The organism is Sedimentibacter sp. LTW-03, assembly GCF_052059825.1.
Taxonomy (GTDB): domain Bacteria; phylum Bacillota; class Clostridia; order Tissierellales; family Sedimentibacteraceae; genus Sedimentibacter.
The window spans coordinates 2,773,349-2,789,082 of sequence record NZ_CP197180.1; the positions used below are offsets into that span (position 1 = coordinate 2,773,349).

General features: G+C 34.8%; 13 protein-coding genes and 3 tRNA genes. 14 read left to right on the forward strand and 2 right to left on the reverse strand.

All coding sequences use genetic code 11. From position 1 onward, the window contains the following. Positions 1-5: 5 nt before the first annotated feature. The 6 genes from ACS3UD_RS13560 (at position 6) to ACS3UD_RS13585 (ending at position 4,169) form a co-directional block, all read left to right on the forward strand. Positions 6-908, forward strand: coding sequence for a dihydroorotate dehydrogenase (locus ACS3UD_RS13560; protein ID WP_308139103.1), 903 nt, complete (start codon positions 6-8; stop codon positions 906-908). A 93-nt stretch (positions 909-1,001) separates the two neighbouring features. Further along, the gene (gene pyrE, locus ACS3UD_RS13565; protein WP_308139102.1) at positions 1,002-1,568 is read left to right on the forward strand and encodes an orotate phosphoribosyltransferase; all 567 of its coding nucleotides are present in this window, start codon (positions 1,002-1,004) and stop codon (positions 1,566-1,568) included. Between the two features lie 92 nt (positions 1,569-1,660). Next, positions 1,661-2,515 carry a polysaccharide deacetylase family protein gene (locus ACS3UD_RS13570; protein WP_308139101.1) on the forward strand — a complete coding sequence of 285 codons (855 nt, stop codon included), beginning with the start codon at positions 1,661-1,663 and terminating at the stop codon, positions 2,513-2,515. A gap of 82 nt (positions 2,516-2,597) precedes the next feature. Then, positions 2,598-2,670, forward strand: a tRNA-Thr gene (locus ACS3UD_RS13575). 90 nt (positions 2,671-2,760) lie between these two features. After that, complete coding sequence (locus ACS3UD_RS13580) at positions 2,761-3,327, forward strand: helix-turn-helix domain-containing protein (RefSeq protein WP_308139100.1); 567 nt, start codon at positions 2,761-2,763, stop codon at positions 3,325-3,327. Beyond that, on the forward strand, positions 3,297-4,169 hold the full coding sequence (locus ACS3UD_RS13585) for an IS3 family transposase (RefSeq protein ID WP_440977768.1): 873 nt from the start codon (positions 3,297-3,299) through the stop codon (positions 4,167-4,169). Before ACS3UD_RS13580 ends, ACS3UD_RS13585 begins: the two co-directional genes overlap by 31 nt. Before the next feature lie 143 nt (positions 4,170-4,312). On the opposite strand, the gene ACS3UD_RS13590 is transcribed toward ACS3UD_RS13585, so the two are convergent. Then, on the reverse strand, positions 4,313-5,296 hold the full coding sequence (locus ACS3UD_RS13590; RefSeq protein WP_308139099.1) for a YeiH family protein: 984 nt from the start codon (positions 5,294-5,296) through the stop codon (positions 4,313-4,315). A 130-nt stretch (positions 5,297-5,426) separates the two neighbouring features. Between ACS3UD_RS13590 and ACS3UD_RS13595 the strand changes: the two genes are divergently transcribed. Together ACS3UD_RS13595 and ACS3UD_RS13600 are read left to right on the forward strand one after the other, a co-directional pair. Further along, positions 5,427-6,302 (forward strand): LysR family transcriptional regulator, encoded by an 876-nt coding sequence (locus ACS3UD_RS13595; protein WP_308139098.1) that lies wholly within the window; start codon positions 5,427-5,429, stop codon positions 6,300-6,302. A gap of 279 nt (positions 6,303-6,581) precedes the next feature. Then, positions 6,582-6,652 (forward strand) — tRNA-Gly (locus ACS3UD_RS13600). A 67-nt stretch (positions 6,653-6,719) separates the two neighbouring features. On the opposite strand, the gene ACS3UD_RS13605 is transcribed toward ACS3UD_RS13600, so the two are convergent. Next, complete coding sequence (locus ACS3UD_RS13605) at positions 6,720-8,954, reverse strand: HelD family protein (protein ID WP_308139097.1); 2,235 nt, start codon at positions 8,952-8,954, stop codon at positions 6,720-6,722. Positions 8,955-9,246: 292 nt separating this feature from the next. On the opposite strand from ACS3UD_RS13605, the gene ACS3UD_RS13610 reads away from it, so the two are divergent. The 6 genes from ACS3UD_RS13610 to ACS3UD_RS13635 all read left to right on the forward strand — a co-directional run bounded on the left by ACS3UD_RS13610 (position 9,247) and on the right by ACS3UD_RS13635 (position 15,683). Further along, positions 9,247-9,804 carry a helix-turn-helix domain-containing protein gene (locus ACS3UD_RS13610; RefSeq protein WP_308139096.1) on the forward strand — a complete coding sequence of 186 codons (558 nt, stop codon included), beginning with the start codon at positions 9,247-9,249 and terminating at the stop codon, positions 9,802-9,804. 113 nt (positions 9,805-9,917) lie between these two features. Next, a complete protein-coding gene (serS, locus tag ACS3UD_RS13615; RefSeq protein WP_308139095.1) occupies positions 9,918-11,192 on the forward strand; it encodes a serine--tRNA ligase in 1,275 nt (424 codons plus the stop codon). A 14-nt stretch (positions 11,193-11,206) separates the two neighbouring features. Continuing rightward, positions 11,207-12,040, forward strand: a complete 834-nt coding sequence (locus tag ACS3UD_RS13620) for a deoxyribonuclease IV (protein WP_308139094.1) — start codon at positions 11,207-11,209, stop codon at positions 12,038-12,040. 232 nt (positions 12,041-12,272) lie between these two features. Next, positions 12,273-13,433 carry a D-alanyl-D-alanine carboxypeptidase family protein gene (locus tag ACS3UD_RS13625; protein ID WP_308139093.1) on the forward strand — a complete coding sequence of 387 codons (1,161 nt, stop codon included), beginning with the start codon at positions 12,273-12,275 and terminating at the stop codon, positions 13,431-13,433. Positions 13,434-13,610: 177 nt separating this feature from the next. Further along, positions 13,611-13,687, forward strand: a tRNA-Arg gene (locus ACS3UD_RS13630). Between the two features lie 85 nt (positions 13,688-13,772). Further along, positions 13,773-15,683 (forward strand): peptide ABC transporter substrate-binding protein, encoded by a 1,911-nt coding sequence (locus ACS3UD_RS13635; RefSeq protein WP_308139092.1) that lies wholly within the window; start codon positions 13,773-13,775, stop codon positions 15,681-15,683. Positions 15,684-15,734: the final 51 nt, after the last annotated feature.

The window sequence follows — 15,734 nt, forward strand, 5'->3', positions numbered from 1 at the left end:
AAGAAATGGCTGATTTAAAAACTAAAGTAATGGGCGTTGAGTTTAAAAATCCTGTATTGACAGCTTCAGGAACATTCGGTTTTGGGGAAGAATACTCTGAGCTTTACGATTTGTCTGTACTAGGAGGTATCTGCAGCAAGGGACTTACATTGAATAAAAGAGATGGAAACACCGGTATAAGGGTATGGGAAACTCCTATGGGTTTAATTAATAGCATAGGATTACAAAACCCTGGTGTTGACAGTTTTATTAAAGATGAGCTTCCGAGGATGAAAACATACAATACGGCAATAATTGCAAACTTGGGCGGACATTGTGAAGAAGATTACTTTGAAGGCATTTATAAACTTAACGATTCAGATGTGGATATTATAGAGCTTAATATTTCCTGCCCAAATGTAAAGTCAGGTGGAATGGCATTTGGAATTAAAGCATCAATTGCATACAACATAGTTTCAAAAATAAAAAAAATATGCAAAAAGCCGTTAATGGTAAAATTATCTCCTAATGCCGAAAGTATTTCAGAAATGTCAATTGCATGTGAGGAAGCAGGAGCAGACGGATTGTCGCTCATAAATACAATACAGGCTATGGCAATAGATATAAGAAAAAGAAGAGCTGTGTTTAATAATACCTACGCAGGGCTATCAGGTCCGTGTGTAAAGCCTATAGCTCTTAGAATGGTCCATGAAGCGGTTAAATCAGTTAAAATACCTGTTTGTGGACTAGGAGGCATAATGACTGCAGAGGATGCGGTTGAATTCATAATGGCAGGTGCCTCATTAATTCAAATAGGAACAGCAAATTTTGTAAAACCTGATATTGCAGTAGATATAATTAAGGGTCTTACAGAGTATATGGATAGAGAAGGAATAAAGAATCTTGATGAAATAAGAGGAATAGTATAACAGAATTAGAAAATGTTTATAAATTTGATTATTATTCGCGGTAGCGATGTGATGTAATGTAAAAAATATTAAAATAACAGTGCGGAGGTAGCAATGAATATAGATGTTGTTCAAATATTAAAAGACAGTGAAGCTTTGCTTGAAGGGCATTTTCTTTTGTCATCGGGTAAACACAGCAACAGGTACTGCCAATGTGCAAAACTTATGCAATATCCTGACAGAACAGAAAAAGTAGTAGCCCTGGTAGCAGATAAGGTGAAGAACCTAGGAATAGACGTTGTGGTAGGGCCGGCAATGGGAGGCATAACAGCAGCCTATGAACTTGGCAGACAGATGGGAATAAGAGCTATTTTTACTGAGAGAGAAAATAATGTAATGACACTTCGCCGGGGATTTGAGATTAAGCCGGGAGAAAAAATACTGATTATGGAAGATGTAGTCACTACAGGCAAATCATCTATGGAAACTGCAAAAGTATTAGAAAACCTTGGTGGAAAGGTTGTTGGAATAGGATGTATTGTCGACAGAAAGTCAAGTGAAATTGATCTGCCAATTTATAGTGCTATAGAGCTTGAATTTGAAGTGTTTGATGCTGGTAGCTGCCCGATGTGTGCTCAAGGCACTGAGCCTGTTAAGCCGGGAAGTAGAAAAATGCAGTAGTTTTTAGTAATGATATAAGTATTGAAATGAAAAGTGTTATAAATAGATAAATCACCTCATATTATTAATATTATACTATATGAGGTGATTTTTTGTTATCAATTCGAATTAAGAATATAGTAATTGCAGTTTTATGCTTAATATTAGCTGTATCGGCATTTAAATTGCCAATTGAGAGTGTTATTTCGACGGCTGCTAAGCCGTCGGTAAGTATGCCTATAATTATGTATCATCACGTGTTAAAGGATAAAAAAAAGCTGGGGAAATATACGGTGTCTCCAAAGGAAATTGAAAATGACTTAATTTATATAAAGCAGCAAGGGTATACCACAGTTGATATGGAAGATGTTATAGATTATGTGTATAACAAGGCGGAATTCCCAGAGAAGCCAATAATGCTCACATTTGATGACGGCCATTACAGCAACTACACATATGTGCTTCCGCTTTTAAAAAAATATAATTGCAAGGCTGTAATTTCTATTGTTGGTGAATTTGTCGACAGAAGCACTGAAGAAGGAGAATTAAATACTTCATATTCTTATTTATCATGGGACCTAGTAAATGAGCTGATAGGATCTCCCTATGTGGAAATTCAAAATCATTCATACGGAATGCATGATATTTGTGAAAGAAAAGGATGTATGATAATGAAGGGAGAGGATTACGAAGAATATACAAAGCAAATGGAAAATGATGTGGGTAAGTTGCAGGAAATAATTGAAGAGAAAACAGGATACAGACCAACAACATTCACATATCCATATGGTTTTGTTTGCGTAGAATGCAATCAGATACTAAAAGAACTGGGATTTAAAGCTACATTATCCTGTTATGAAGGTATTAATGTATTAACGGGCAAAGAAAGCGAACTGTTTGAATTGAAGCGTTTCAACAGGCCCAGCGGCATAGACTCAAAAAAATTTTTTAGTAAATTTGAAGAATAAAATGTTTACAACAGGCTGAGAAAGTATTATCATATATATGTTAGCCTGACGAGAGCAGGCTGGCATATATAATGTACCGTGTGCTACTGTGGCGCAGCTGGTAGCGCAACTGATTCGTAATCAGTAGGTCAGCGGTTCAAATCCGCTCAGTAGCTCTATTAAAAAATACAAAAAAGCCCATATCAAATGAACCGACCCCCAAAAGTTAGACCTAAAAATCTAACTGATGGGAGGTCGGTTTTTGAATGGCAAAATATAGTTATGAATTTAAGATGAAAGTTGTGCAAGAATATTTAGCTGGAAAGGGCGGATTCGCTTTTCTATCTAAAGAATATAATATCTCTTCTACGAGGGACTTACAAAAATGGGTTTCTGCATACAATGAATTTGGCTCTGATGGCTTAATGAGAAAACGAAAAAATCAAACTTACTCTTTCGAATTTAAGCTTCATGTGGTAGAGTTGTATCTAACTACAGAGGTTTCTTATCAGGATTTAGCGCTTTCGGTTGGAATTAATAATCCACCATTAATAAGCAAATGGGTTAATGATTATCGTATTGCTGGACCTGATGCCTTGAAACCTAAACAGAAGGGGCGGCGACCAAAAGTGGATAAACCAAAAGATACTAATCTTGATAAGAGTAAAAAAATAAATGTAGAAACGGAGTATCTTAAACAACTTGAAGATGAAAATCTTAAACTACGAATTGAGAATGCATATTTAAAAGAATTGAGGAGGCTGCGTTTAGAGGGAACACCTCAGAACAAAAAGCGAGAATCATCCACAACCTCCGAGGATCCTTCAAATTAAAAGATGTTCTCGCAGTTACAGGTTTCCCAAAATCAACATATATGTATTGGCAAAAGCGCTTTGAAATGGAGAATCCAGATCAGGAGATAGAACAGAAAATTTTAGATATACGTAAGGAACATAAGGATTTTGGCTATCGCCGGATTCATGGCGATTTAAGAAAGCAAGGACTGCTCATCAACAAGAAGAAGGTTCAGCGTATTGTGCAAAAGCTAAATATTCAGGTGACTGCTTTCACTCGCAAAAGTCGTAAGTACAGCTCATACAAAGGGAATGTTGGTAAGATTTCACCTAACAGAATTAATAGACGTTTTGATACAAATATTCCTCACCAGAAGATTACAACTGATACGTCGGAATTCAAATATTATGAGGTGGATCAAAAAGGGAGAATGCTTATCAAAAAGCTCTACCTGGATCCATTTATGGATTTATGCAATAGAGAAATCCTAAGTCATAGCATTTCTCTAAGACCATCAGGCCAAAATGTAATGCAAGCCTTAAATGAGGCAATAGAGATTACCTCAGATTGTAAATACAGGAGAACATTCCATTCTGATAGAGGTTGGGCATATCAGATGAAAGCATATAGTCGTGTACTTGAATCAAACAGAATATTTCAGAGTATGTCGCGTAAAGGAAACTGCATTGATAATTCTCCTATGGAAAACTTCTTTGGAATTATGAAACAGGAAATGTATTATGGTATGGTTTACTACAGTTATGAAGAACTTAAAAATTCGATAGAAAAATATATTAAGTATTACAACGAGAAAAGGATTAAAGAGAAGCTTGGATGGATGAGTCCTGTAGAATACAGACTTAGCCTTTCGGCTGCATAAAAAATAGCGTAGCAGTTCACAAAACTACTACGCTACAAAGTCTAACTTATTGGGGTCACATCAAAATATATGTGCTTTTTTGTTTTATTTAGTTCTTTGGATTAACCAAGGCTTCTGCCTAAAAAGCGTTATAAAATCAACTTTTATACATTCAAAATCAAATACTGAACCGCAATTGAGGTAACCGATAAAGCTATCCAGCAACATAAGCCAAGGAAAATCGGCTTCCATCCGTTTTTGACCAATTTTATGAGGTTTGTATTAAGCCCAATTGCAGACATAGCCATAATAATAACATACTTGCCTGTTTTTACTAGTAAATCAGATATTTCCCCGGGAATAGGAGTGAATGTACAAAGTATTGAAGCTACTAAAAATCCAACTACAAACCATGGAAAAATCTTTGAAAATTGATAATTGGATTTGGCTTGTCCTCGAGATGTTGTAAAAGCAAGTACAAGAGTGACAGGAATAATCATGAGTGTTCTTGTAAGTTTTACTATTACAGCCAAGTTTCCGGCTGCATCGCTAAAAGTATACCCGGCTGCAACTACAGAAGATGTGTCATTTATTGCTGTTCCTGCCCAAAGACCAAAGCTGTAATCGCTCATATGTAATATATGGCCGAGGAAAGGAAAAAGAAAAGCAGCTATTACATTAAAAAGGAATATTGTTGAAATTGACACAGCAACCTCCTCATCTCGGGCACGTATTACGGGAGCTGTTGCAGCAATGGCAGAGCCTCCACATATGGCAGTTCCCACGCCTATAAGTATATTTGTGTTTTTTTGAACTGACAGGCTTTTACCTGCAATATAGGCCGTAAGAAATGCAGCTGTGAGTGTAAAAGCCATAAGAGAAAGGGTTTGCTTTCCTACAGAGAAAACATTGAATAGGTTCATGTTAAATCCAAGCAGTATTATAGAATATTGAAGCATTTTTTTTGAAGTGTACTTTATTCCTTTTTCAAGTACGGCAGGTCGTTTAAAAAAAGCAAGAATCATTCCAAAAAGTATTCCCAAAACCGGGCCACCTACAACAGGAAACATCTTTCCTAGTTTCCATGCGGGAAGAGCTATAGCAAATGCAACTATGACTCCAGGCACATTATCAATTATTTTTTTCATTAACTACTCCTCATTTCTTGTGGAAGAATGACTTCCTTAATATTATTTAAAGTATAAATCTTGACATAGTATAAGTAAAATATTATTATCTTATATAAGTAATAAGTAAATACTTATAGGAGGAAAAAATTTGACACTTCGGCACTATCAAATCTTTGTAACGGTATGCGATGAAATGAGTATGACTTCAGCTGCTGAAATTCTCTTTGTGTCTCAATCTGCTGTAAGTCAAGCAATTGCGGAAATGGAAAAGCACTACGGAGTAAAATTGTTTGAAAGGTTATCAAGGAAATTATATATTACCTATGCAGGTAAAAAGCTTTTAAATTATGCAAGGCATATTATAAGCCTTAATAAAAATGTAGAAAATGATATGGCTTCTTTAAATGAAAGGTCACTTATAAGAATAGGTGCAAGTGTGACAATAGGAGCATGTATTTTGCCAGGTCTCGTGTCTTCATTTGCTTCATATTACCCTAAAATTCAAGTTAAAGTAGTAGAAGATAATACTTCAAAAATACAGCAGCTTATAGCACAGGACAAAATTGATATGGGAATTGTTGAGGGGGAGGTTTCGTTGCCGGATATTGTAAACAGACCATTTGCAAAAGATTATCTGATATTGATATGCGGAAAAAACCATCGTTTTTGTACGCTTAAATCTATTAAGCCTTCCGAATTAAAAAATGAAAAATTTATACTGCGTGAGACTGGGAGCGGAACTAGAAAAACATTTGAAAATGCCATGTTAGAAAGAGGACTGAGTTGGACAGAAATCTGGACATGTAATAATGCTGATACTATAAAAGCAGCAGTTGCGGAAGGTCTTGGAGTATCAGTTATTTCTCAACGAGCAGTAGCAAAAGAAATTGAAGATGGGAGACTTTTCAGTATTCCTATAGAAGGAATTTCTTTTGTTCGTGATTTCAAAATAATATACCATAAGAATAAGTATATAACAGAATCCATGCATAAGTTCTGGGATGCTTGCTTTAAAATAAAGTAGATAATATTTATGTATAAAAATTGGCATACGGGAGAGAGTCCCGTATTTCTATTTATATTCTTTGCGGAAGCACATAAACCAATCAAGACAATATTGATCATTACTTTGATTATTCATTCTTTCCTTTGCAGTGTGTCAATTTTTTTTTTGAAATTTTTTTTAAAAATTTTTGCCCGCATATTGATATATAGCTGTAATAGTGCTATAATGTGACAGTATTAAGTAAACTTTATATAAATGTTGTAGATATGCTGTAAAGGATAGGTTTTATATATTAATGCGGGTGTAGCTTAGTGGTAGAGTTCCGGCTTCCCAAGCCGGCTGTGTGGGTTCGATTCCCATCACCCGCTTACGGTTTTATTTAAAAGTGAGCATTAAAAAACCATCAATTATGAAAGCTCATAATTGATGGTTTTATTATTTTAAAAGTTTGCTGATTTTTCCTGTATAGTATAGTGATAGTCTGTGCAACGCTCGGGAGCACGCAACATATAACAAATTTTTATCAAAACTGGTTAAATAGTTTTTGTTATCAGTTCCATATACGATTACGGCATCAAACTCTAAACCTTTTGCCAGGTACACGGGAACAATTATTGAACCACTTAGGTTTTGTTCACCTTGATAATCAACTAATTTAATGTTTATCTTTCCTTTTATTTTAAAATATAGATCAGATGCCTGCTTTCTGTTTTTGCATATTATCGCTATAGAATTATAACCTTGAGACGAATATTCGTTAACTTTGTTGATTAATTTATTTTCAAGGGTTTCTTCATCTTTACAGCATACTACTTCAGGGGCTTCTTCGCTTCTTTTGAAGTATTCGGTATGAATATCTTCCTTCAAAAACTTTTCACAAAATTTACTTATTTCGTAGGAGTTGCGATAACTCTTATTCAAAAATATTTTATTATATTTTTCAAAATTTAGTATAGAAACAATGTCATCGTAAAGAGACAGATCACTTTTCTTTTCAACTGCTTGATTAATATCACCTACGATTGTGAATCTAGCTTCTCTAAAAAGATTTTTCAACAAATAGTAATGTATAGGATAATAATCCTGAGCTTCATCTACAATTACCTGCTTAATGTCGCTGAATGAATCAGCACCTTCGGCAATAATTTTTAGATACATCATTGCGATACCGTCAGAATAAGGAATATTGTACGAATCGGTAATATTTTCTTGTGTATATCTAATGATTTCATCTATATTTTTAGGAAGTTCTAAACCTTTAGCTAAATTTAAGATTAATTTCTTATCACTGAACAGTTTCTTGTACAGCTCATAAGAGTCTAATTCGGTAAATTTTCGTATTCTGTTTATAAATGAAGAAGTTTCTTTTGCAGCCAGCACCCTTGTAAAAGCTTTAATCTCAAATTCATGCTCCTTTGACATATTGACTGCGGTTTCAATTTTTTCTCTTCTGGCAAATTTCTTGTCATGAACTTTATCTAATAGTCTGTTTTCAATAATTTTTAATTTTTTTGCTGTCGGCATATTCAATTTATTACTTAGCAAAAAAGCCCTTAAAAGTTGGCGGTTTTCAATTATTTCTCCATCAAAATATACATCTTCAAACGGAATGATTTTTCGCTCGAAAAATTTTACGAATCTTTCTAAAATTTTAATAAATGTCTTTGAGCCCTTAAATTCATCGCATGATCTTAAAAAGCTTCGTTTTTCTTCGGTTTCGGCACATATAATTTTTTCAAAGTTTTCGCTTTTGCTTTTAACGGATAAATTATTGTCAAAAAGTTTTAAAAATATATTTTCAAATGTATATTCTCTAATGTTATCTTCACCAAGTTCTGGCAGTACATTAGATATATACTTTGAAAATAAAGAGTTTGGTGAAATTACAATAACATTGTTGGCACTTAATTTCAAATTTAGCCCTCTGTACAGTAGAAATGCAATCCTATGCAGGGCAACCGATGATTTTCCGCTTCCTGCCACTCCCTGAACTACAAGCAGATCATTATCTAAATCTCTGATAATTAAATCCTGCTGCTTTTGAATTGTCTCAACAATGGTTTTCATTTTAGGAGCCATGTTTTTAGAAAGTGCTTCCATAAGCATTTCATCAACAATATTTACGTTGCTGTCAAAAAAATATTCTAGCTTGCCTTTTGTAATTTTATACTGTCTTTTTAAAGATATGGAACCTTTTATTATGCCGGACGGTGCTTTATATTCAGCAGGGCCGAGTTCGGATCTGTAATAAACACTTGAAATAGGTGCTCGCCAGTCATAGACCTTGATATCATGAGTATCCTCATCCATCAGATTAAAAAGTCCGATATAAATTTTTTCGGTATCATCATATCCATCTTCAGTAAAATCTATTCTTGAGAAATACGGGCTTTCAACCATTCTTTCATATTTAGCTATGCGTTTCTCAATCTCTGTATAGCTAAATGTCTGCGAATTAAGCGCACTTAAATACTGGTTTAAATCAGATAGTTTATCAAAATCAGAAGATGAATGAGTTGTGTTTTCCCACATTTCTTTTCTTGCGGCTATAAGATCAGCTTTCTGCTCAGCCAGTTTTTCGGTCTCTACATCCAATCTATATTTTAATAGTCCGATAATTTCTTCAAGATAGTTAACTTCTTCTCTATATTTGTCCTTATATTCTGCCATTTTAAATCCCCTTTTACACTCAACATAAAAATATATTTAATTGATTATTATATCATAGTATGCATTATATGAAAAGATAAAAATAAACTTGCATACTACTATAAAATTAAATTAATTTAATATAAATTTTTTAAAAGCAATTTTAAAATATTAATTAATCGAATTAATTAAGTAAATCATTAATTATAATTAAATTATTGCTTAATTTTAATTTATTTTACAAATAATATGATGACATTAATCGTATTTGTTGTATAATATTTACATAGTATTATATGGTGAGGGGATAAAATTGATTGGTGAAAAGATACGAAACATAAGAAAAAGTAAAAATTTAACGATTGTTGAGCTTTCAGAGCAAATTAATGTGACTTCCGGCTACATATCACAGATTGAAAGAGATCTTATTTCTCCTTCTTTATCTGTTCTGAAAAGGTTGTCGGATGCCTTAAATGTACCATTATCTTCGCTGTTCACGGAAAGTAATGACCAAGATGTGATAACTATACAGCACAACGAAAGAACGAAGGTAAGATTCGGAAATATTAATGTTGATCTTGAATTTATTACGCCTATATTAAAGAATAACGACAAAAAAAGCAATGTTGAAGCATTTTTATTTAAACTAAATCCAAATACATGGATGAGTGATAAACCTTTACTCCATGATTCAAAGCTGTATCTTTATGTATTAGCAGGAGAGCTTCAATGTCATATTGGAAATAATATTTACAGTCTTGCAAGTGGAGACAGCATTTGTGTGCCAGAAAGGAATGCACATATAATTTATAATAATTATGACGAGGAATCAGAGGCTTTATGTATAATTTCCCCGGCAATACATAATTAGAATTGCACCGGTAACTTCTCTCGTTCTATAAGAACGGGAGTTTTTATATACCAAGGAAGTTCTTTTCCAAGCATATAAGAGGATTAAGAGCTCAACGATGACAGGAGAATAAAATGTTAGATATAAAAAAAATAAGAAAAAACCCTATTAAAGTTGAAGAATTGCTGAAAAGAAGGAACGTTGATATAAGTTTAGCTAAAGTGCTGCAATTGGACAAATTGAGACGAGAAAAAATTGTTGAAATAGAAAATATGAAAGCAGAGCATAACAGAGTTTCAAAGAGTGTGCCTCAAATGAAAAAGGAAGGCAGAGATATATCGGAAGTTCTTGTTAATATGAAAAATTTATCAGAAAAAATAAAGAATTTGGAATTAAAAATCAAAGAAATTGATATTAATATTGAGCAAGAGCTTCTTATAATTCCCAACACTCCAAATCCTAATATTGTAGTAGGAAGCTCAGAGGATGATAATAAGGAAGTAAGAAGATTTGGTGATCCAAAAAAATTTGATTTTGGACCGAAGGCTCATTGGGATTTGGGAAAGGATCTCAATATACTGGATTTTGAAAGAGCAACAAAAATTACAGGAGCTAGGTTTGCGTTATTTAAGGGAGACGGTGCAAGACTGGAGAGAGCAATTATAACGTATATGCTTGATAAGCATACGACGGAGCACGGTTTTACGGAAATGTCACCGCCGTCTATAGTTAACCGTGACAGCATGCTTGGTACGGGACAGATTCCAAAGTTTGAAGATGATATGTTTAAATTAAATAAAAAAGATTATTATTTAATTCCTACAGCAGAGGTGCCTCTGACAAATATTTATAGAGATGAAGTATTGGAAGAATCAGATCTCCCAATGTATATGACTGGATATACGCCATGCTTTAGAGCGGAAGTAGGATCTTCCGGAAGAGATACTAAAGGTTTGATTAGGAATCATCAATTTGATAAGGTTGAAATGGTAATATATTCAACGCCTGAAAATTCTTATATGCAGCTTGAATTATTAACAAAGTTTGCGGAAAAAATATTAACAGAGCTAAAATTGCCTTACAGAGTAGTTGAACTATGTACCGGAGATATAGGTTTCAGCTCGGCTAAAACCTATGACTTGGAAGTATGGATGCCAAGCTATGGAAAATACGTTGAAATTTCGTCTTGTTCAAACTTAGAAGATTTTCAGGCAAGAAGGTCTAATATTAGGTTCAGGGCCAAGGGAAAATCCAGACCGGAATTCATACATACTTTAAACGGTTCAGGTTTGGCTGTTGGCAGAACATTTGCCGCAATATTAGAAAATTATCAAAATGAAGATGGTTCAATAACAATACCGGAAGTTTTAAGGCCTTATATGAGAGGCGATGAAAAGATAACTATATAATAAATGGAGGATAAATGTTAGTAATAGGATGCCATTTATCAGTATCAAAAGGATTTGAAGCAATGGGAAAAGATGCGTTAAGCATCGGTGCAAATACATTTCAGTTTTTTACCCGAAACCCAAGGGGCAGCAAAGCTAAGGATATTGATACAGAGGATGTAAAAGGTTTACTTAAAATAATCGAAAATAATAAATTTGGGAAAGTTATAGGGCATGCTCCGTATACATTAAATATATGCTCTTCAGATGAACATACACGGGAATTTGGGCTGGAGGTAATGAGGGATGATTTAAACAGGATGGAACTTTTACCGTTTAATTTTTATAATTTTCATCCTGGAAGCCATACAAAGCAAGGAACAGAAACAGGGATAAGGCAAATAATAAGTGCTCTTAATAAAATATTAAAACCTGAACAGACGACAACAGTCTTGCTTGAGACCATGTCTGGAAAGGGAACGGAGATAGGTAGAACATTTGAAGAACTGCAGTGCATTATTTCAGGTGTTGAATTAAATGAAAAGCTAGGAGTATGCCTTGATACATGTCACATATTCGATTACGGATATGACATTGTAAATGATTTGGACGGTGTGCTTGCTAAATTTGATAAAGTAATAGGTCTTGATAGATTGCATGCAGTACATCTGAATGACAGTAAAAATCCGTTAGGAAGCCACAAGGATCGTCATGAAAACATTGGAAAGGGACATATAGGGCTGGAAGCAATGGGAAGAATAATAAATCATTCAAAACTTTGCAAATTGCCTTTTTTCCTCGAAACACCAAATGATTTGAAGGGCCATTCGCAAGAAATAAAAATTTTGAAGGAATTGTATAAAAACTAAAAACCAGATGCTGATTTACTTTGTTACAAATGATGAAGTAAATCAGTTTTTTATATGCAGGACGGCGCTGTATTCAAGTTACACAGCAGTGCATTAATTGTGCAGAAGGTTCATAAAGCATGGAAAAAATAATGGCATAAGTAATTTATTGACATAATTATTTGCATATTTATATAATGCATTTTGTCGAATTTTATTATATAATAGTAGCAATAATGATTGGAGGAAACTTATGAAAAAATTCAATAAGGTACTGTCCTTATGTCTTTTAATTATAATTTTAGCAAATACTGCGGCATTTGGTGAAATAAACGTTAATCAAAATATTAATTCTGCATTGTTGGGAGATCTTGAAACAGGGGAAATCCTTTATAGCTACAACATAAATGAACAATTAGCAATGGCAAGTATATCAAAGCTTATGACCTACCTTGTTATGATGGATGCCATAACAGATGGGAAGGCATCGCTGGATGACGATGTTGTGATTAGTGGACATGCTGCCGCTACAGAGGGAAGTAAGTTTGGATTGTTATCAGGAGAAACGGTTAAACTGAGCTTTCTTGTAAAGGGAATGCTTGTGGTTTCAGGAAATGACTGCGCGACGGCAATAGCTGAACATATTGGAACAACAGTAGATAATTTTGTAAAAATGATGAACGAAAAAGCGTCTGAATTAGGACTTTTGTCTGCAAGCTTTATTAATCCTCACGGATTGCCTATAAATGACGAAGAGACAGGACAAAACCATATGTCTGTGTCAGATATATACAAGCTTACGAGACACATACTTGAAAAATATCCACAAATATTAGAGGTTACCAAGCTTAAAGAGCTTGCCGTACCTGAAAAAAATTACAGAAAAGAGGCAACTAACCCTGCCCTTGGCGTGATTGAAGGTGTTGATGGGTTAAAAACTGGCTATACGGATAAAGCAGGGATCTGTCTGGTTTCAACTATGCCTGTGACAGGACAGGGACAGGATTTTAGGCTTATAGCAATTATTATGGGGGCTCAGACTCATGAGGAAAGACTAAGCAAGACGCAGGAGCTTTTGGAGTACGGGAAAAACAATTTTAAATATGATAAGCTCGCTGACAAGACGAAACCGGCAGATAAGGTGTATATAGAGAATTCAAAAAATGGTATTGTTAAGGTGTATCCTGCATCAGACTATAATAAAATAATTAAAAATGGAGATATAATCAGCACAAAGGCTTCATATAATGATACTGTAAAGGCACCTTTAAAACAGGGAGATAAAATTGGCTCAATAAGCGTTTTTGTAAACGGTGAAGAAGTGGGACAGGTAGATGCTATCGTAACCGAAGATATAGGAAAGGCAAATATTTTTGTAAGAGTAGTAAGATTTTTCCAAAATATATTTGAATAAAATTTGTTTTGAATCAGTTGATATTTTAAACGTAAAAATATCAACTGTTTTAAAAAATAAGAACTAATACTTCATAAGTACATATGCAAATTGCGAATATATATAAATGCTGTTAAAAAATGATATTTAAGTATATTGACAAATGTGTAAAATTGGTGTAATATTTCTAAATATAGTGCACCTGTAGCTCAGTAGGATAGAGCAGTGCCCTCCTAAGGCATGTGCCGGGGGTTCGACTCCTCTCAGGTGCACCATTTTTATAATTGGGGGAAAACGAATTCATAGATGATGAGATTGGCTTTTGCCAATTTTATTATATATCAATATTGGAGGGGGAAAATGAAAAAATTAATATCACTTTCATTGATTTTAATGCTGATTTTAACAGCATGTACTGGAGGGACAACGCAAGAACCTGTAGATAATCAGCCAGGTGCGGAGGAACCTGCAGAAGTTGGGGATATAGCTGAAGACGGGAAATATGCAAGTGAGCAGGTATACAAATATGCTTATGCAGAAGAGATAACCACTCTGAACTATCTTGTAAATACAACCTGGGTGGATATGAGTGTATCGGCTAACCTTGTAGATACACTGGCTCAGTACGACAAATACGGAGTTCTTCAACCAGCTCTTGCAGAATCGTGGGAAGTGTCAGATGACGGGCTTGAATGGACATTCCACTTGAGAAAGGGAGCTAAGTGGGTTGATTTCGAAGGAAATGAAGTGGCGGAAACTACTGCTTATGATTTTGTTTCATCTGCCAAGTACATATTAACTAAAAAAAATGAATCTGAATCGGCCAACATTGTTTATTCTGTAATAAAAAATGCCGAGGCATATTACAACGAAGAAATAACTGATTTTGAACAAGTAGGTGTTAAGGCTGTAGATGAATACACACTGGTATACACGCTGAAAGACCCTGTTCCTTACTTTGAATCTATGCTTACTTACGTGAGTTTCTTCCCTGTTTATGGACCATTCCTTGAAGAAATGGGAGAAGACTTTGGGATTGCAAACTCTGCAATATTATATAACGGGCCGTATTTATTAACCGAATTTGAGCCTCAGATGCAGAGAATACTTACGAAAAACAATACATATTGGGATAAAGACAATATTTTTGTAACAGAGCTTAATTATAAATATAATAAAGAATCTATGGCTTTAGGAGGAGAGCTGTTTAGGAGAGGAGAGGTTTTACATGCCATTATTCCTCCTTCTAATCTTGATGAATGGATGAATAATCCTGAACTTAAGGATAAGGTGTCTCCTGACAGGCTGGGAACCTACACATATTTTTATGCATTTAACTTTGATCCAAAGTTTGATTCTGAATATGAACCAGAGAATTGGAAAATAGCGGTGAATAACAGCAGCTTCAGAAATTCTATTATGGCTGCATTTAACAGAATAGCAACAATGACAACCGAAGACCCTTATAATCCCGAGTACAGGATAATAAATACCATAACACCTCCGAACTTTGCTTCGCAGAATGGTTTAGATTACACGGCTACAAGTGATTTGGCAGCTTTAAGGGATACGGAGTTCTTTAATGAAACAGATGCTTTGGCTTTCAAGGAAAAAGCAGTTGAGGAGCTTACACAGGCCGGAGCTAAATTTCCTGTAAAAATATTGATGCCATATAATACGAACAGTTCATACTGGGCACTTGAAGCCCAGGTTGCAAAACAGCAGTTGGAAACATTGCTGGGAACAGACTATATTCAAATTGCACTTCTTCCTCATGCCCCAACGGGATTCCTTGACGGAACAAGGAGAGCAGGAAATTATTCACTTATGAAATGCAACTGGGGTCCTGACTACGCTGACCCTCAGACATATACAGATCCGTTCAGACGCGGCGGAAACTATAATTTCCCTGAGTATACGACAGAAGTAGATGCGGAAGGAAAAAACTTATATGATGTCTATGAGGGAATGGTTAATGAAGCCAAGGCTGAATTGGTTGATTTAACTGCAAGATACGAAATGTTTGCAGATGCGGAAGCATATTTAATAAATAATGCCTTTGTGATCCCGTACAATGTAAGCGGAGGAGACGGATATGTTGCATCATATGTACTTCCGTTTGAAAGGCCTTATGCGCCGTTTGGTATTGCTACAGTGACATGGAAAGGAGCCAGACTCCTCGCTGAGCCTATAAGCATGGATGAATTCAATAAATTTCAGGAAGAATGGCAGGCAGCTCGTGATGATGCCTTAAAGAGCGCAGCAAAATAGTTCCTGTAAATGAGGGCTTTTAGCCCTCATTTGTTTTAACAGACATTATTA